Annotated in this window: 16 protein-coding genes and 3 pseudogenes; 17 read left to right on the top strand and 2 right to left on the bottom strand. The window is 44.9% G+C overall.

Annotation, left to right across the window (positions count from 1 at the left end):
- The first annotated feature begins 20 nt into the window (after positions 1-20).
- Positions 21-966 (top strand): annotated as a pseudogene (locus FTU69_RS07650) (IS5 family transposase).
- Between the two features lie 121 nt (positions 967-1,087).
- The gene (locus FTU69_RS07645) at positions 1,088-1,282 is read left to right on the top strand and encodes a heavy-metal-associated domain-containing protein (RefSeq protein WP_180103678.1); all 195 of its coding nucleotides are present in this window, start codon (positions 1,088-1,090) and stop codon (positions 1,280-1,282) included.
- Between the two features lie 215 nt (positions 1,283-1,497).
- On the opposite strand, the gene FTU69_RS07640 is transcribed toward FTU69_RS07645, so the two are convergent.
- Positions 1,498-2,103, bottom strand: a complete 606-nt coding sequence (locus tag FTU69_RS07640) for a TetR/AcrR family transcriptional regulator (protein WP_180046502.1) — start codon at positions 2,101-2,103, stop codon at positions 1,498-1,500.
- 532 nt (positions 2,104-2,635) lie between these two features.
- Here FTU69_RS07640 and FTU69_RS07635 point away from each other — a divergent pair.
- From FTU69_RS07635 to FTU69_RS07620, 4 genes and pseudogenes are all read left to right on the top strand, one after another.
- Complete coding sequence (locus tag FTU69_RS07635) at positions 2,636-4,417, top strand: acyl-CoA dehydrogenase C-terminal domain-containing protein (protein WP_180046500.1); 1,782 nt, start codon at positions 2,636-2,638, stop codon at positions 4,415-4,417.
- Positions 4,418-4,496: 79 nt separating this feature from the next.
- Entirely contained in the window at positions 4,497-5,672 is a 1,176-nt protein-coding gene (locus tag FTU69_RS07630) for a thiolase family protein (RefSeq protein WP_171062587.1), read from the top strand.
- Positions 5,673-5,789: 117 nt separating this feature from the next.
- Positions 5,790-7,286, top strand: coding sequence for a succinate CoA transferase (locus tag FTU69_RS07625; RefSeq protein WP_180103677.1), 1,497 nt, complete (start codon positions 5,790-5,792; stop codon positions 7,284-7,286).
- A gap of 131 nt (positions 7,287-7,417) precedes the next feature.
- Positions 7,418-7,873 (top strand): annotated as a pseudogene (locus tag FTU69_RS07620) (IS3 family transposase); the annotation flags it as partial.
- A gap of 64 nt (positions 7,874-7,937) precedes the next feature.
- Here FTU69_RS07620 and FTU69_RS07615 read toward each other — a convergent pair.
- Entirely contained in the window at positions 7,938-9,029 is a 1,092-nt protein-coding gene (locus FTU69_RS07615) for a hypothetical protein (protein ID WP_180103676.1), read from the bottom strand.
- 189 nt (positions 9,030-9,218) lie between these two features.
- Here FTU69_RS07615 and FTU69_RS07610 point away from each other — a divergent pair, with 189 nt between their 5' ends.
- From FTU69_RS07610 to FTU69_RS07560, 11 genes and pseudogenes are all read left to right on the top strand, one after another.
- Positions 9,219-9,521, top strand: coding sequence for a helix-turn-helix transcriptional regulator (locus FTU69_RS07610; RefSeq protein ID WP_180103675.1), 303 nt, complete (start codon positions 9,219-9,221; stop codon positions 9,519-9,521).
- A 4-nt stretch (positions 9,522-9,525) separates the two neighbouring features.
- A pseudogene (locus tag FTU69_RS07605) lies at positions 9,526-9,774 on the top strand (type II toxin-antitoxin system HipA family toxin); the annotation flags it as partial.
- A 115-nt stretch (positions 9,775-9,889) separates the two neighbouring features.
- Complete coding sequence (locus FTU69_RS07600) at positions 9,890-10,126, top strand: VF530 family DNA-binding protein (protein WP_002058193.1); 237 nt, start codon at positions 9,890-9,892, stop codon at positions 10,124-10,126.
- 665 nt (positions 10,127-10,791) lie between these two features.
- Positions 10,792-11,907: a bifunctional 3,4-dihydroxy-2-butanone-4-phosphate synthase/GTP cyclohydrolase II gene (ribBA, locus tag FTU69_RS07595; protein ID WP_104505832.1), complete on the top strand. Its 1,116-nt coding sequence runs from the start codon at positions 10,792-10,794 to the stop codon at positions 11,905-11,907.
- Positions 11,908-11,926: 19 nt separating this feature from the next.
- Complete coding sequence (ribE, locus tag FTU69_RS07590; RefSeq protein ID WP_005181338.1) at positions 11,927-12,397, top strand: 6,7-dimethyl-8-ribityllumazine synthase; 471 nt, start codon at positions 11,927-11,929, stop codon at positions 12,395-12,397.
- Positions 12,398-12,401: 4 nt separating this feature from the next.
- Positions 12,402-12,851 (top strand): transcription antitermination factor NusB, encoded by a 450-nt coding sequence (gene nusB / locus FTU69_RS07585; protein WP_005181335.1) that lies wholly within the window; start codon positions 12,402-12,404, stop codon positions 12,849-12,851.
- Positions 12,852-12,867: 16 nt separating this feature from the next.
- A complete protein-coding gene (gene thiL / locus FTU69_RS07580; RefSeq protein ID WP_104472365.1) occupies positions 12,868-13,785 on the top strand; it encodes a thiamine-phosphate kinase in 918 nt (305 codons plus the stop codon).
- Between the two features lie 22 nt (positions 13,786-13,807).
- Positions 13,808-14,284, top strand: a complete 477-nt coding sequence (locus tag FTU69_RS07575; RefSeq protein ID WP_162182857.1) for a phosphatidylglycerophosphatase A — start codon at positions 13,808-13,810, stop codon at positions 14,282-14,284.
- Between the two features lie 18 nt (positions 14,285-14,302).
- Positions 14,303-15,667: a bifunctional UDP-N-acetylglucosamine diphosphorylase/glucosamine-1-phosphate N-acetyltransferase GlmU gene (glmU, locus tag FTU69_RS07570; protein WP_045795572.1), complete on the top strand. Its 1,365-nt coding sequence runs from the start codon at positions 14,303-14,305 to the stop codon at positions 15,665-15,667.
- 12 nt (positions 15,668-15,679) lie between these two features.
- Positions 15,680-17,518, top strand: coding sequence for a glutamine--fructose-6-phosphate transaminase (isomerizing) (gene glmS, locus FTU69_RS07565; RefSeq protein WP_168407438.1), 1,839 nt, complete (start codon positions 15,680-15,682; stop codon positions 17,516-17,518).
- A gap of 57 nt (positions 17,519-17,575) precedes the next feature.
- On the top strand, positions 17,576-18,946 hold the full coding sequence (locus FTU69_RS07560; protein WP_180103674.1) for a phosphomannomutase CpsG: 1,371 nt from the start codon (positions 17,576-17,578) through the stop codon (positions 18,944-18,946).
- The last annotated feature ends 46 nt before the right edge of the window (positions 18,947-18,992 follow it).

Raw genomic sequence — 18,992 nt, 5'->3', positions numbered from 1 at the left:
TTCAGCCCTATAATTTCAATATGAATAAACCTACACCTAAAATCTATCGTACAACTAACTGGTCTTCCTACATGAGCAGTATACTGCGAAGACTGAATTAACCGAGGTAATATTTCCATTTGGTTTGATCCAAACACTCAGTGGTATGCACAATCACAAGGCAAGCAAGGTCGAAGTCAAACTTACTCAGACACCGCTATTCAATGCTGTTTAATGATCAAATCTTTATTCAGACTCTCTCTACGCATGGTCACAGGTTTTGTTCAAAGCCTGATTAAACTATGTGGATTAAGTTGGACAGCGCCAGATTACAGTACGCTTTGTCGAAGACAAAAACATATTGATATTGCGATTAGCTATCAAAAAAATAGTGATGGGTTACATCTACTTGTAGACTCAACTGGCTTGAAGTTTCTAGGTGAAGGTGAATGGAAACGTAAGAAACATGGACCTGAATATCGTGGCCAATGGCGTAAGCTTCATATTGGGATCGATGCTGAAACCCTTCAAATACGTGCAGTACAACTTACTACAAATAATGTAAGCGATTCGCAAGTTCTCGATGATTTACTTGCTCAAATTCCTTTAGATGAACGAATTGATTCGGTCTATACCGATGGTGCTTATGATACGAAGCACTGTAGACAAGTCGTTTTAGATCGAGATACACATGCAGTCATTCCGCCAAGAAAAAATGCAAAGCCATGGAAAGATCAGAAATTAAGATCTTTAGAGCGGAATGAATTATTAAAAACAGTCAAACGTTTAGGCAGATCACTTTGGAAAAAATGGTCTGGTTATCACCGTCGAAGTTTGGTTGAAACTAAGATGCATTGCATCAAATTATTAGGTGATAAATTAACGGCAAGGAGTTTTCCTCGTCAGGTAAATGAGATCCATGCACGCATAGCCGTATTGAATAAATTTACAGAATTAGGTCGTCCTCATACCCAAGTTGTCACTTGAGTTTTGTTCAAATGAGCAGAGTGCTGCCTTTTAAATCTTTGTGCAACAAAGCCGGTGAGATTTATAAAAATCCCACCCTAAAATGCAAATAGCCCTTTAAACCGAACCTATGGAGCTAAACATGAAATTCCGTATTGAAAACATGACCTGTGGTGGCTGCGCGCGCAGTGTCACGGCTACGCTTAAAGATCTGGATGAAAATGCCACTGTGAATATTGATGGGGCCACTAAACTGGTCGAAGTTGAATCGACAGCCAGTGAGTCTGAGATTGTTGCAGCTTTAACCGAAGATGGTTTCCCGCCTGTGGCTGCCTGATGGTTGTCGAGTTAGATCGCGAAAGTGATCTTATGAAATCATATAGCCAGATGGCTTTGTTGCACAAAGATTTCATAACTATATGATTTTAGAAGTTTTGATTATTTTTTGATCCAAAATTAAATTTATTTAAATCAGATGCTTACATATTTATGCAACAAAGCCTAGCCAGATAAAAAATGCCTGATCGAATCAGGCATTTTTTATTTTAGTGATTATACTGATGAGATTTTATCCGGGGTCATCAGCGCCTGATTAATATATAGCTTAATCAGGCGTTCACGTGAACCAATCGCTTTTTGATAATTGGTCGAATTTAATAATAGTGAAGCACCATAAGTCACGGTCCAGATATAAGACAAATAATCCCGAATCGACATGGCACTTTCTAAAGCCACCAGATAATCATGGGTTATGTCTTTAATCCGGATAATCCGTTCTTCGCGAATCCGATAAAGCTCCTGAAATAAATCTTTCAGATTTTTTTCGTTATTGGTTAAACGCTCTTCAATCACATGCAACAGGATGGTGCGATTGGAATTGAGCATGTGATAGAGCATATATTGCGAAACATAATTTTTAATATCGTTATTATATTTTTTTGATATTTCCAGAATTCTTTTTTCATTCAGAATAATTAGTTCTAAATATAACTGGTTCTTGCTTTTGAAATGCTTGTAGATCGTTCCTTTCGCGATGTCCAGTTCACTGGCCAGCTCACTCAGGGTAATGTCCTGATTATTGTCCAGTAGCAGGCTTTCAGCCATGCTCAGGATCTTCTCTTTACGAAGAAGGAAGTTCTGCTGTCTTACAGTCGTCATCCTCTTGGTCCATATTTTTCGAAAAAGAACCTTTCAAGAATATTCAATTTTACCCAAGATAGCTATAAAACTAAGGTCGTGATATTTATCTAATTTTGTATATTTATGCAGCAACTGCTGACAATGAAAAATATAAATGGTGTCAGTCTGGAAATATTGTCAAGAAAACTGAACCCTAGAGATCAACTTTGCTAAATAAAATTCCATTTTCAGCATAATTATTTTATTGTTTCAGCACATCAAGTGAAATCATTATTCGGTTTAAGACCGTCCTGGCAAAGGATTATAACGGTGAATAAAGAATCATTTTAAGCCTGCTTGGTTCAGTAAATAACGGTGACATGAAGCTTTGGTTTTTAAATTTTATGTCGCTTATTTAGTTGAATGAGATTTACTGCTGGATTAATTCGAGATGATGACTTTCGATTGATATGCATTGATTGAAGTAAAATCATAAAAAAGATTTTCATTAATCAATGATTATAAAACGCTCAGCAACAGAATTGAGTATCACCAGTTAAGGAATGTAAGAATGCCTATTTATAATGCGCCGCTAAAAGACATGGAATTTATTTTAAATGATGTGTTTCAAGCTGAACAATTTTGGCAAGGTAATGAAAATCTTGCACATTTAGATATGGCAACTGCAAATGCAATTCTGGAAGAGATGGCCAAATTTTCCAAGAATGTCATTCTTGACCTGAATCGTCCTGCGGATGAAGAAGGTGGTGCTCAGTTTAAAGATGGTGAAGTGACCACACCTACAGGCTTTAAAGATGCCTTTAAGCAGTTTGCTGAAGGTGGCTGGGTAGGTTTAGGTGCCAGTGAAGAATGGGGCGGGCAGAATATGCCAAAAATGCTGACCGTGCTGGCCGATGAAATGATCTGGAGTACCAATCCATCATTTATGCTTTACCCGCTGTTAACCGTGGGTGCAGGCATGGCGATTAATGATCGTGCTTCACAAGAACAGAAAGAAACCTATTTACCAAAATTCTATACGGGCGAATGGTCGGGCACCATGTGTCTGACTGAGCCACATTCGGGTACTGATCTTGGCATAATCAAAACCAAGGCTGAACCCAATGAAGATGGCAGCTATAACATCAGTGGCACCAAAATCTTTATTACCAGCGGTGAACATGACCTGAGTGAAAATATCATTCATCTGGTGCTGGCGAAAACACCAAATGCACCCGCCGGTTCACGTGGGATTTCCCTGTTTATTGTACCGAAATTTCTAGTGAATGCAGATGGTTCACTCGGTGAACGTAATGCAGTATCTGCGGGTTCAATCGAACATAAGATGGGAATTAAAGGCTCGGCGACCTGCGTCATGAACTTTGATGGTGCCAAAGCTTATATGGTCGGTAACGAAAATGAAGGACTGGCCGGCATGTTCGTGATGATGAACTACGAACGCCTGTCGATGGGAATTCAGGGCATTGGCGCGGCAGAATTTGCTTATCAGAATGCGGCACAATATGCGACAGACCGTTTACAGGGACGCGCCTCGACCGGTGCGAAATCACCGGAAAAACCAGCCGATTCGATTCTGGTACATGGTGATGTGCGCCGGATGTTGCTGAATGTGCGCGCCAACAATGAAGCATCTCGTGCCTTTGCTGTCTATGTCGGTCAGCAGCTGGATATCACCAAATATTCGACCGATGCTGAAGCTGTGCGTAAAGCGACCGACCGTGTGGCTCTGTTAACCCCAATTGCCAAAGCATATCTGACTGATAAAGCATTGGATTCTGCACTGGAAGCGCAAATGTGCTTCGGTGGTCATGGTTATATCCGTGAATGGGGTATGGAACAATGTATTCGCGATCTGCGCATTTCACAGATTTATGAAGGCACCAATGGTGTACAGGCAATTGACCTGATTGGCCGTAAAACCACCAAATGTAAAGGTGCTTATATTGCAGAGTATATCGCTGAAATCCGCGAGTTCGCCCAAGGTCTGGATGATTCATTGACGGTTAAAGCGGCGACATTAGAGACCTGTCAGCAACTGGAAGACATCACCGGCTTTATCCTCGAGCAGTCTCAACTGAATCCGGACTTTGCCAACTCGATTGCGGTCGATTATCTGCATGCGGTGGGTTTGCTCAGCTTTGTGTATATGTATGCGCGTATCAGCAAAGCTGCATCAACGAAAGACGATAGCTATTTCCAGAACAAATTGGTACTGGCGAACTATTATGTCGCCAAAATTCTCCCGGATTTGAGTGCCCGAATTCAACGTATTCAGGCAGGTGCAGAACTGGTCATGCAATTACCTGAAGACTATTTCACTGCACAGGCTTAAACCGGCAAATATTGCGAAGGACAAACACTGCAGAGCTGCTACTGTGCGGTGTTAAATAACAATGATGAAAAAGGATGAGATTAGAATGATTGTAATTGTAGAAGCTGTACGTACCGCAATGGGCGGTTTTCAAGGCTCACTTTCAAGCTGTACGGCGCCTGATTTGGGTGCTGTGGCGATCAAGGAAGCTGTAGCTCGTGCAGGTTTAACTGCAAACGATATTGATGAAGTAATTATGGGCTGTGTACTGCCGGCGGGTTTAAAACAGGGCCCGGCACGTCAGGCCATGCGTCAAGCCGGCTTACCGGATTCAACAGGCGCCACCACGATCAATAAAATCTGTGGCTCAGGCATGAAAGCGGTGATGCAGGCAGCAGATGCAATCAAAGCGGGTTCGGCTGAAATTGTGGTCGCAGGTGGCATGGAATCTATGTCTAATGCGCCATATTTGATGGACAAGGCACGTGCCGGTTTCCGTATGGGACATGGCAAAGTCACGGATCACATGTTCCAGGAAGGTCTGGAAGATGCAGAAACAGGTCTGTCGATGGGAATTCTGGCACAGGAAATGGCAGATAAAAAAGGCTATACACGCGAACAGCAGGACGATTATGCCATTGGCTCATTAAACAAAGCGGTGACGGCTGTTCAGCAAGGCTTCTTTAAAGATGAAATCGTAGCAGTCACTGTCAGTAACCGTAAAGGCGATGTGGTGGTTGAGCAGGATGAACAGCCTTTAAATGCCAAAGCGGACAAAATTCCAAGCTTGCGTCCAGCCTTCAAAAAAGACGGAACCATTACCGCAGCAAATGCCAGTTCAATTTCAGACGGTGCTTCAGCACTGGTGGTCACCTCTAGTGAAATTGCTGCACAGCGTAACTTAAAACCGCTGGCTAATATTTTGGCCTATGCCAGCCATTCGCAGCATCCTTCGGAATTCACCATTGCACCTGTCGGTGCGATTGAAAAAGTCCTGAAAAAAACCGGTTGGGATGCCGCTGATGTGGACCTCTGGGAAATTAATGAGGCTTTTGCCATGGTGACGATGCTAGCCATTGATGGCTTTAAACTGGATACTGCAAAAGTCAACATCAACGGTGGCGCATGTGCGCTCGGTCATCCACTGGGGTCTTCTGGTTCCCGTATTATTGTGACCTTGATTCATGCCTTAAAACGTACTGGTGGCAAGAAAGGTATTGCCGCACTGTGTATCGGTGGCGGTGAAGCAACTGCGATTGCAGTGGAACTGGTTTAAGTCCAGCCAAAATTCAATGCTCGAATTAGCAAAATTAATTATTGATTGATTTAGACGCTAATGCTCTTGGTTCATCAGGAGCAGATGCCTCTTTATTTTATATTTTTGAGATTTTTTATGAACGGTTTAGAGCGCATTCGTTTGCTCCCATTACAAGATAAAGTCGTATCTGTCGAAAAAGCACTACAACTGATTCAAGATGGCGATGTAGTGGGTTTAAGTGGTTTTGGGGGGGCAGGTGAAGCGAAAACTGTGCCTTTAGCCTTGGCTGAATATGCACAGAAGTATCCAATTCATATTACCTTGGCGACAGGTGCAAGTCTGGGGAACCGGATTGATGGAAAACTCAATGAAGCACATGTCATAACCCGCCGTTATCCTTATCAGGCAGATCCTTCTTTACGTAAAGCGATTAATGCCGGTGAAGTGATGTATGTCGATCAGCATCTCTCTGAACTGGCCGATAATATCCGTCATAAAAACTTGCCAGCGATTAATGTGGCTGTAATTGCTGCAACTGCGATTACTGAAGACTGTCAGATTATTCCGACAGGCTCTTGCGGAAATTCTGCAAATTTCATCGAAATGGCAGATCGGGTCATTATTGAAATTGATATGACGATTAATCCCGTGCTAGAAGGTGTTCACGATATCTATGTACCTCAAGCGCGCCCAAACCGCGAGCCAATTCCTCTGACTCAAGCCAGTGACAAAATTGGAACAATCGGGATTCATGTTGCACCTGAAAAAATTTCTGCGATTGTCATCAATGAGATTCCAGACACTTCCTTTGGCATGGACGAACCGGATCAAGAAACGCTGGCGATTGCCAGTCACCTGATTCATTTCTTTGAACAGGAAGTGGCAGCAGGGCGTTTACCTGAAAATCTGGGGCCGCTGCAATCCGGTGTGGGCTCCGTGGCCAATGCGGTCTTTGCCGGCTTCGAACATTCCAATTTCAATAATCTGGAAATGTATTCTGAAGTCTTGCAGGATTGCACTTTCCAGCTTATCGATTCAGGCAAGATGACCTTTGCTTCAGGTTGCTCCATGACCCTGACCGATGACTGTGCCGCACGAGTGATGAACAATTTTGATCGATACAAAGATAAAATTGTCTTGCGTCCACAGGAACTTTCCAATAATCCTGAACTGATTCGCCGTCTCGGGATTATTGCGATTAATACAGCACTTGAGTTTGATATTTACGGAAATGTGAATTCAACCCATGTTACTGGAACCAAGATGATGAACGGCATTGGAGGCTCGGGAGATTTTACCCGTCATGCGCATATTGCCATCTTTGTGACCAAATCCTATGCCAAAGGTGGTGCGATTTCTTCAGTCGTTCCCCTAGTCAGCCATACCGACCATACCGATCATGACGTTGATATTCTGGTGACTGAGCAAGGTTTGGCAGATCTGCGTGGTTTGGCACCGCGTGAACGTGCCCGCAAGATTATCGATATCTGTGCTCATCCAGATTACCGTGATAGTTTAAATTATTATTTTGAACGTGCCTGCGCGCGTGGTGGTCAGACACCACATTTATTGAATGAAGCTTTGTCTTGGCATGCCCAATTTGAAGAAACCGGTTCAATGAAAACCGCTTAATACGTTTAATCACGTTGATCATTAAATAAAGCCCGTTGTATACGGTAATGCCAGTCAGTTAAGAGATTGACTGGCTTTTTCTTGGGTATTTTTGAGGTTTTCCTTTTACAACCCTTGGATAACTCCTCAATACCGCCTTTATTATTGATGTGTTCTCACGAGCAATTGTTGGATGGAAAGTATCTACACGGATGAATACAGATATGGTGCTTGATGCATTAGAACAAGCATTGCACGATCGAGGCATGCCAAAGAATGTGATTCATCATTCCGATAGAGGTGTTCAATATCTTTCCATTCGCTATACCAATCGTTTAGAAGCTGCAAATTTACGAGCATCAGTCGGTACAACTGGTGATTCATACGATAATGCTCTGGCTGAAACAGTGAATGGCTTATACAAAACAGAGGTGATTGAATATTTAAAAGCAGATTGGCAAGGTTTAGCAGATGTACAACTTGCGACACTAAACTGGGTAGATTGGTTCAATAAAAAGCGTGTACACAGTGCACTGGGTTATGTATCGCCTTTTGAGTTTGAAGCAATGTACTATGATAAGATTAACCCGTTAGGTCAGGTGGCCTAACTTAAATAAAAAAGTCTCCGACAAACCCGGTACGGTTCATTTTTATCCAAATGAGTTTTCAAAATTATGCTTCATCCATAATCCATTCTTTAAAAAGAGCATCCTCGATTTCATAAGTACCATTTTCTGGTTTAAAAATAATTTGTTTTTTTGATAAAGAACGTAGGGCCGATTGAATACTTGATACCGCAATGTTATCTACACCAATGGAATCAGCCAGATGTTGTCTAAATTGACTACTATAAAGTTCAACTTGTGATTCCGCTATGGCTTTTAAAATTAGCTGTTCTAATAACTTAAACTCTCCCCATAATCCCGAAAAGTCACGATGCCCCATTGTATCGGCTATAAGCTGTTCCTTGGCAAAATCTATAGCCAGCATTGGGTTTAAGGCTAAACGCTCCACTAATGATCTTACTAGTTGAGGACTTTGCTTCATATCTAAAAAAGCGTGCCATAAAATTTCTTTATTCAAACTACGTCCTGTTGTCTGATTAAATACATCTGCCAGATGATCTGTAAATGCTTTTGTTAGATTTGGAAAAGGTAAATTCTGTCCATAATGAAAAAATGGAGCACTACTCACAGAAAACATTTGTCTCAGGCCTTCTCGACTTGAACCAGTAAAAATCACCTTTATTGTTTCTTTATGCATATCTAAAGCGGTACGTAAACTGGCAATCGTGGTTTTATATTTTGAACTAGCTAAAGCCTGAATCTCATCAAGTAACAGTAAAATAGGTTTCCCCTGCTGAGCCAGTTTAGTAATGCTAGACAAAATACTGGAATTCACTTGTCCTTGTAGAAGTGTCACTTCAGCTTTTACCCCTGCCATCTCTGTACTTAAAGAACCAATATTTTTAATCCAATGTGTGGCTTTCCCCATTAAGCCATTTTGTTTTGAAAACTCATCAAGAGCTTTTACAAACTGCCCTTCACTATGCAGGCCTGCATCTAAAAAACTGAAATAAAAAACGCGCCATCCAAGCTGTTCTGCTAGGGGCGTAATATCTTTTCGTAAAAATTCAGTTTTTCCCATCCGGCGTGGGGCAAAAAAAGTCAGAGAACTAGCTAGTCCAGTCTCAAACATGCCTAAAATTTGTTTCGCCAGTTGGGTACGTGGAAAGTGCCAAGGGTCATTGGAGATGGTCATCATTTTAATTACTCAGCAATGATTTATTTATTACCATAGATTGTATTAGATTGTAAATGTCTAATTAGATTTCTTTAATCTAATAGGATCTAATCAGGCCAATAAAGCACCTTCTTACCGATCAACTGGTTTATTTTATAACTCCATTATTTTGTGGTTTAATAGACATATATGGACATAAGACCCAATATTATGGATTTAAAATTCAGAAAACCTGAAGAAGTTGTTGGATTATTATGTGAGAGGCTTCGTAAAGAACGACTTTATCTGGAAATGACTCAGGCAGATGTTGCTGCACGTGCTGGTATTGGTGTGAATACAGTATCCAATCTGGAAGCAGGTCGAAATGTTTCATTTGAAAATTTAGTACGCGTTGCCATGGTCCTAGGCCGATTACAAGAATTAGAGGAACTCTTCAAACCTGATTTAAACAGTGTAGATGACATTCTCCGCTATGAGAGCAATACGGCTCGCCAACGTATCAAAAGGAAATAAATCCATGCTCAAAAAACTTAATGTTTACTACAATGGATGGGGTGAATATTGGCTTTGGGGTACACTGGTCTCCTCAACCGCAATCACAGGTCGACCATTAATCGCCTTTGAATACAGTGCAGAAGCGATCAGTAAAGGTTTAGAACTTTCCTCTTACCTACTTCCGTTAAAAGGTGACCCATTCAGAAAGAACTTTCCTGCACATCAAATGGGATTACCAAGTCATATATATGATGCATCAACCGATGGCTGGGTGTGCTCCAGAATTTTGGTGGCTATTCAGTCCATCATTACTTACATTCCAACTCTCTAGTTTTCCAACTAGCCCAGGTTATAATAATGGCCACCCAAAATACGATTGATCTATTATGAACACCTCCAATGACCCTTTACACGGCAAAAAACTTGCTGACATTTTGGATGAATTATTGGATTACTACGGTGGCTTTGAAGGTTTAAGTCGTAAAATTGAAATTAGATGTTTTTGCATAGATCCAAGTGTTAAATCATCATTGCGATTCTTGCGTACCACACCATGGGCACGTGAAAAAGTAGAAAGCTTATATTTGTACGTCTTACGCCAAAAGGCAAAACAGAAACCGTAGCCCCAGGCAACACCCCTCTCATTATAAAATTATACCAGTCAGTAAAACACCTTTAGATTAAGCATGTGTATGTCGGTTATTATTGTTGATTATCACAATAAATTAGTGACCAAAAATCAAAGTACCCCACCCCACCTTAAATTACACCATACAAAATAAAAACTCTATATAACTGTTATATATAGAGTTTATTAAAATACCAATTATGTTATTTAGTGTATTTTATGTCGGTGACTCTTGCCAAGGTTGGGGTCGCGAGTTCGAGTCTCGTTTCCTGCTCCAAATTCAAAAAGCCCTGATCGAAAGATTGGGGCTTTTTTATTGCCTATTCTAAAATTTTTGAACCTCACCCCAAGCCTGTTCGCCATTCCTGTTTTATCTGGCTGATTTAAATCGTAGTCTAAATGTATAAAAGCGTTTTTAAAAAAATTCCTGGTTTTTGCGGCTTGCTGTTTATATTTTTTTACAGATCAATTGCTTAAATATTCTGCACAATTCAAGTTTTTTCCAGACGCCGGCCCTTTTCAAGCCAGCAGCCACTGTGTATAACAATGAAGCAGACCGGGAAACGGATAAGCATAGGCAAAACCTACGAAAAAGCGTTAGACTATGCCACAATTAATGTCATGAAAATGTCCGTTGAGACAAAAAGAAGGTGAAGGTTGATGCCGCTCAATACAGTTGAAGAGCTAGTAGCAGATATCCGTGCAGGAAAAATGGTTATCCTGATGGATGATGAAGATCGTGAAAATGAAGGCGATTTAGTCATGGCTGCCACGCATGTTCGCCCGGAAGACATCAACTTTATGATCACCCATGCCCGCGGTCTGGTCTGCCTGACCCTAAGCCGTGAGCGTTGCCAGCAGTTAAACCTGCCACTCATGGTCGATGCCAACGGCGCCCAGCATGGCACCAACTTTACCCTGTCGATTGAAGCCGCAGAAGGCATCACCACCGGAATTTCCGCGGCTGAACGTGCGCATACTATTCGTACTGCGGTTGCTGCTCATGCCAAACCGGCCGATATTGTCCAGCCGGGTCATATTTTCCCGCTGATGGCACAACCAGGTGGTGTGCTGCACCGCGCCGGTCATACTGAAGCCGGCTGTGACCTGTCCCGTTTGGCCGGTCTAGAACCTGCTTCGGTGATTTGTGAAATTATTAAAGAAGATGGCACCATGGCGCGCCGTGCCGATCTGGAAGTGTTTGCAGAAAAACACGGTCTGAAAATGGGCACCATCGCCGACCTGATCCATTACCGCATGACCAATGAACAAACCGTTGAGCGTCTGGATCAGCAGACTATTGATACCGAATATGGCAGCTTTGACCTGTATCGTTACCGTGAACTGGGTAACCCGGATATTCATCTGGCGCTGGTCAAAGGTGAGCCAAAAGACGGCGTGACCACCGTCCGTGTGCATGGGTTTAATCCGACCCGTGACCTGCTAAAACTGAACAAGCAGGATGGTGAACCGGCCTGGAACCTGGACCGTGCCTTAAAAGAAATCGCCAGCAGCGATCGTGGTGTACTGGTCTGGATTGGCCAGCGTCATCTGCAGGATTTAGGTCCGGCACTGGACAGCTTAAATGCACCGAAGAAAAGTAAATCCAATGCGGCGCTGTCTCAGCAGTATCAGACCATTGGGGTAGGTGCACAGATTTTACGTGATTTAGGTGTTGAAAAAATGAAGCTGCTCAGCTCGCCATTACGTTTCAATGCCTTGTCCGGCTTTAACTTGGAAGTGGTGGAATACGTCACCGCACAACAAACAACTTAAGAAATCATCGAGGTTTGCTATGGCAGTTCGCCGTATTGAAGGTATGTTACATCTCGCGAGCGAAGGCCGTTACGCGATTTTAGTTGGTCGTTTTAATAGCTTTGTGGTGGAACATTTGCTGGAAGGTGCCATCGACACATTGAAACGTCATGGTGTATCAGAGGATAATATCACTGTTGTTCATGCACCAGGGGCGTGGGAACTTCCGGTTGTTGCGAAAAAACTGGCAGCATCTGATCGTTTCGATGCCATTATTGCACTGGGCGCGGTGATTCGTGGCAGTACGCCTCACTTCGACTTTGTTGCAGGCGAATGTGCCAAAGGTTTAGGCGTGGTTGGCCTGGACACTGGCTTACCGGTCATTAACGGTGTATTGACTACGGATAGTATCGAACAAGCGATTGAACGCTCGGGTACAAAAGCAGGTAATAAAGGTAGCGAAGCTGCTTTAACTGCAATTGAAATGGTTAACTTGTTAAAGGCTATTTAACGCTATGTCGCAAACACTTCAAGCAACTTATGCAGCAAAACGTAAAGCACGTCGTTTTGCTGTACAAGGAATTTATGAATGGCAGATGAGCCACAATCCGGTGCACGAGATTGAAGCACGCACGCGTGTCGAAAATGCCATGCACAAAGTGGATCTCGGCTATTATCATGAATTGTTGACTCAAGTGGTTGCCAATCATGAAGCATTGGATGCGCTCTTAATCCCTGTGCTTGACCGCGAAATTGATGCCCTTGACGGCGTTGAACTCGCAACCCTTCGTCTGGGCGCCTATGAATTGAAAGAACATCTGGAAATTCCATATCGCGTGGTTTTAGACGAAGCCATTGAGCTGGCAAAACATTTTGGCGGTGCAGACAGCCATAAATACATTAACGGTGTTCTTGACCGTTTGGCCAGCTCATTACGTGCAGCAGAAAAACAGCAATCTAAATAATTGACAGATTGATGCGATGGCTGAGTTTTCCATTATTGACACCTATTTCAATCGGCAGCACGGTAGTTCTGTCGACTTAGGTGTTGGTGATGACTCAGCCGTGCTGACTCCTCCCCCACAGCAACAGCTGGTGATTTGCGCCGACACGCTGGTTGCTGGACGACACTTCCCATTAGATACTGATCCACATGCCATTGGCTGGAAATCTGTTGCAGTCAATCTCTCCGATATTGCTGCCATGGGTGCCACGCCGCACAGTATTCTACTGGCCTTGAGCCTATCCCAAATTGATCACGACTGGCTGAAAGCCTTTAGCCAGGGTCTGTATGATTGCTGCGATCAATTTGGGGTGCGCTTAATTGGTGGAGATACCACCCAAAGTCCGCATTTAACCTTATCCGTGACCGCCTTGGGCTGGATAGATACCGGTCAGGCGATTACCCGCGCCGGTGCCCAGCCGGGTGATTATATCTGTGTCAGCGGCACCGTCGGTGATGCCGCCTTTGGCCTGAAGCATCCAGGTCATGCACTGCAGCAGCGTCTGGATTATCCAACCCCGCGCTGCGAACTGGGCCAGCAACTGAAAGGTCTGGCCTCGAGCATGATTGATGTTTCAGATGGTCTGGCCCAAGACTTGGGACATATTCTTAAAGCCTCAAAGGTTGGCGCCACCCTAGATCTGGATCTGTTACCGCTTAGCGATACTCTGCGTCATTTACCTGACACACAGCGCTGGCAATATGCGCTGGCTGGCGGCGATGACTATGAACTGTGCTTTAGCATCAGCCCACAGCATTTTGAACAACTTTTACAACAACCGCTGAATGTCCGCGTTACCAAGATTGGACAAATTCATGCAGCACCCGAACTTCATTTTGTGCAGAATGGCGTAGATCATTCGCTCCAATTCCAGGGATACCAACACTTTGCCTAAACCTGCCATTCATTTTAAAGCGATGAGCTGGCCCGACCGCCTGGTTGTCTTCTGTGGGGTCGGGTTTGGATCAGGCCTGTTACCCAAAGCTCCCGGCACCTTCGGCTCAGCCTTTGCGCTGCTGTTTATTCCGCTGTGGCTGTGGCTTGGTTTTGCCTATTCGGTTGTGGCGATTCTGCTGATGTCACTGGTCGGGATTTATATCTGCGGGCAAACCGCACGGGTGATGGGCGTCCATGATGATGGCCGTATTGTTTGGGATGAATTTGCCGGACAGTCGATTACCTTTTTACCGCTGATCTATTTTGGCCAGATGAATACGCTATGGGTCATTGCAGGCTTTGCCCTGTTCCGGCTGTTTGATGTCTGGAAACCCTGGCCCATCCGGGTGATTGACCGTCAGGTCGATGGCGGCTTTGGCATTATGCTGGATGATCTGATTGCCGGACTCTGGGCAGCAATCTGTATTTTAATTTATCTTTATTTTATTTTGGTTTAGCAATAACTAGGATTATACATGTCTACCACCGTGATTATTCTTGCCGCAGGGAAAGGAACGCGTATGCGCTCCAGCCTTCCGAAAGTGCTTCAACCCCTTGCAGGACGCCCGCTTCTGGGTCACGTGATTGAAACGGCACAACAATTACAAGCAGATAATATTATTACCATTTATGGCCATGGCGGCGAACAGGTACAACAGGCCTTTGCCCATGAAACGGTTCAATGGGTGGAACAGGCCGAGCAGCTCGGGACCGGACATGCGGTCCAAATGGCGCTGCCGGTACTGGGTCAGGATGGTGTTTCAATTATTCTATCCGGTGATGTGCCGTGCATTAGCCAGGCCACCTTAGAGCAACTGGTCGAGGCCAGTCAGGCTACCGGTATTGGTCTGGTCACGCTGACCCTACCAGATGCGACCGGTTACGGCCGTATTGTACGTGACAATGGCCAGATTCAGGCCATTGTTGAACATAAAGATGCTTCTGAGGCCCAGCGCCAGATTCAGGAAATCAATACCGGCATTTACTGCGTCAGCAATGCCAAACTGCATCAGTGGTTACCAAAGCTGTCCAATGACAACGCACAGGGCGAATACTACCTGACCGATATTGTGGCCATGGCCATTGCCGATGGCATGCAGGTGGCTTCGGTTCAGCCGGAACGTGCCTTTGAAGTCGAAGGTGTCAATGACCGGGTGCAACTGGCCGCCTTGGAACGTGAATTCCAGAACTTCCAGGCCAAACAGTTAATGCAGCAAGGCGTGCATCTGATTGATCCAAGTCGCTTCGACTTACGTGGTTCACTCAAAGTAGGTCAAGACGTACGTATTGACATCAATGTGATTATTGAAGGTGAAGTTGAGCTCGGCGATCGCGTTGAAATTGGCGCAGGCTGTGTGATTAAAAACAGTAAAATTGCGGCCGGCACCAAAGTTCAGCCGTATAGCGTCTTTGAAAATGCTATTGTCGGTGAAGATGTACAGATTGGTCCATTTGCCCGCCTGCGTCCAGGTGCGGTACTGGCCAATGAGGTGCATATTGGCAACTTTGTTGAAGTCAAAAACACCCAGATTGGTGTTGGCTCCAAAGCCAATCACTTTACCTATTTAGGCGATGCAGAAGTCGGCGCCGGTTCCAATATTGGCGCAGGCACCATTACCTGTAACTATGACGGCGCCAATAAATTCAAAACCATCATTGGCGATGCGGCTTTCATTGGCTCAAACAGCTCGCTGGTGGCACCAGTAACCATTGGCAACGGCGCAACGGTGGGTGCCGGCTCGGTAATTACCCGTGATGTGGCTGACCATAGCCTGGCCTTTGAACGCTCAAAACAGTTGAGTAAAGATAATTATCAACGTCCCCAAAAACTGAAAAAATAAGAGGAAAAGATTATGTGTGGTATCGTCGGTGGCGTTGCAGAACGTAATATTAGCAATATCCTGATTGAAGGCTTAAAGCGTCTGGAATACCGTGGCTATGATTCTGCCGGTCTGGCGCTAATCAATGGCGGTCATGTATTACGTGAACGTCGTGTCGGGAAAGTGGCCAATCTGGAACAGGCGGTTATTGAAGCCGAATTAACCGGTTCATTGGGGATCGCACACACACGCTGGGCGACTCATGGCAAGCCAACTGAAAATAATGCCCATCCGCATATTTCAGGCAATGTGGCAGTGGTGCATAACGGGATTATTGAAAACTTCCAGGAACTTAAAGATGACCTGGAAGCGCTTGGCTATGTGTTTACCTCGCAAACCGATACTGAAGTGGTTGCGCATCTGGTCAATGATGCCCTGAAATCAACCCCAAGTTTACTGGAAGCGGTGAAACAGGTAGTGCCGCAGCTCAAAGGGGCCTATGCACTCGGTATTATCCATACCGATCATCCGGATGAGCTGATTACCGTTCGTGAAGGTTCACCACTGGTAATTGGCGTCGGGATTGGCGAGAACTTTATCAGCTCGGACCAGCTGGCCTTGTTGCCAATTACCAACCGCTTTATTTATCTGGAAGAAGGCGATATTGCCCGTTTAACCCGTGAAACCATCGAAGTTTTTGTTGATGGTCAGCTGGTGAACCGTCCGGTGAAAGAGCTGGATGCGACGGTCAGCAATGCCTCTAAAGGTGAATACAAGCACTATATGCTCAAAGAGATTTATGAGCAGCCAGAAGCGATTCAGCAAACCATTTCTCAGGCCTTAAATGGCAATGCGCTGCGTGAAGACTTTCTGGCCCAGGCCGAGCAGGACTTCGCCAACATCCAGCAGGTGCAGATTATTGCCTGTGGTACCAGCTACCATGCCGGCATGATTGCCAAGTACTGGTTTGAACAGCTGATTGATGTGCCGTGTCAGGTCGAAATTGCCAGCGAATACCGCTATCGCACGCCGGTAATTGTTAACAATACCCTGTACATCTGTATTTCCCAATCGGGTGAAACCGCCGATACCTTGGCTGCACTGCGCGATACCCAAAAACGTGCTGCGGCCAAAGGCCTGAACATTTGCACCATGGCAATTTGTAACGTAGCCACCTCGTCAATGGTGCGCGAAACCCATCACAGCCTGTTAACTTTGGCGGGACCGGAAATTGGCGTGGCATCAACCAAAGCTTTTACTACACAGCTGGCTGCGCTGATGCTGCTGATTCTGAAAATTGGTCAGGTCAAACAGAGCATTGCAGACAGGACGGTTACCGAGATTATCGCGGAATTATGGCATACACCAAAAGTGATTCTGGATACCCTGCAACATAACCCGGCGATTCTGCACTTATCCGAGCTGTTTGTGGAAAAGAACCACTGCCTGTTCCTCGGCCGTGGCACCCAGTTCCCGATTGCGCTTGAAGGTGCCCTGAAGCTGAAGGAAATTTCCTATATTCATGCCGAAGGTTATGCCGCCGGTGAACTGAAACATGGTCCTTTGGCTCTGGTCGACAATGAAATGCCGGTGGTGATTCTGGCACCAAAAGATGACATGCTGGATAAACTGAAATCCAATATGGAAGAAGTACAGGCCCGTGGTGGCGAGCTGTTTGTATTTGCTGATGAGCACAGCGGCATTAAAACCAAAGAGCGTCAGCATGTGGTACATATTCCCTCAATCAGTGCGGTGCTGGCGCCGATTGTTTACAGTATTCCGGTCCAGCTGCTGTCCTATCATGTCGCGGTACTGCGCGGTACCGATGTGGATCAGCCACGTAACTTGGCCAAATCGGTGACGGTAGAATAAGCAAAACAGAAAAAGGCTGGTTCACCGGCCTTTTTTCTTCTGCATGGAGAACAAATAATGACCCAACTGACTTGCTTTAAAGCTTACGATATTCGCGGCAAACTGGGCAGCGAGCTGAACGAAGAGATTGCCTATAAAATAGGCCGTGCCTATGGCCAGATTTACCAGCCAAAAACTGTGGCGATTGGCTGCGATATCCGTTTAAGCAGTGAAGACTTAAAACAGGCCACCATCCAAGGCCTGAATGATGCAGGTGTAAATGTCCTTGATCTGGGTATGACTGGCACCGAAGAAGTCTATTTTGCCGCTTTCCATCTGGATGTCCAGGGCGGGATTGAAATCACTGCCAGTCACAACCCGATGGACTATAACGGCATGAAACTGGTGCGCGAGAATGCCCGTCCAATCAGTGCCGATACTGGCTTAAAAGAAATTCAGGCCTTAGCAGAAGCTGGTACATTTACCGAAGTTACAGCCAAAGGAACCACACAGTCCTACAATATTTTGCCGGAATTTGTAGATCATCTGATGACCTATATTGATCCAGCCAAGATTCGCCCAATGAAGCTGGTGGTGAATGCCGGCAATGGTGCTGCAGGTCATGTCATTGATGCGATTGAAGACAAATTCAAGGCCCTGAATGTTCCGGTGGAGTTTGTCAAAATTCACCATGAAGCCGATGGCACGTTCCCGAATGGGATTCCGAACCCAATTCTGGTAGAAAACCGCGACAGCACCCGCGAGGCAGTACTGGCACACAGTGCAGATCTGGGCATTGCCTGGGATGGCGACTTTGACCGCTGCTTCCTGTTTGATGAAAAAGGCCAGTTTATTGAAGGCTATTACATCGTGGGGCTGTTAGCACAGGCTTTCTTGCTGAAACAGTCCGGTGAAAAAATTGTGCATGATCCGCGACTGGTCTGGAACACCTTTGATGTGGTGGAACAGTATCAGGGCGAAGCAATCCAGTCCAAATCTGGGCATGCCTTTATTAAAGATGTGATGCGTGAGCACAACGCGGTTTATGGCGGAGAAATGAGTGCCCACCACTATTTCCGTGACTTTGCCTATTGTGATAGCGGCATGATTCCGTGGTTACTGGCGATTGCGGTGCTGTCTGAAACCGGTCAATCCTTATCGAGTCTGGTTGAAGAGATGATTGCCAAGTTCCCATGCTCAGGCGAAATTAATTTTAAAGTAGCAGATACCCAGACCACCATTCAAAAGATCTTTGAGCACTATGCCGATCAGAATCCGGCCATTGACCAGACCGATGGCGTCAGTCTGGATTTTGGCGCCTGGCGTTTTAATGTGCGGGCTTCCAATACCGAACCTTTGCTGCGTTTGAATATTGAAAGCCGCCGTGACCAGCAACCCAAACCAATGCAAGACTATGTCGATGAATTGACCCGCTTGATTCAGGCTTAATATAAAAAATGGAGCTCAACGCTCCATTTTTTTATTGCTCACTCTG

The sequence above is a fragment of the Acinetobacter sp. YH12134 genome (assembly GCF_013418555.1).
GTDB classification, from domain to species: domain Bacteria; phylum Pseudomonadota; class Gammaproteobacteria; order Pseudomonadales; family Moraxellaceae; genus Acinetobacter; species Acinetobacter indicus.
The sequence above is the reverse complement of the archived record's forward strand: the minus strand, read 5'-3'. Positions and strand labels throughout refer to the sequence as shown.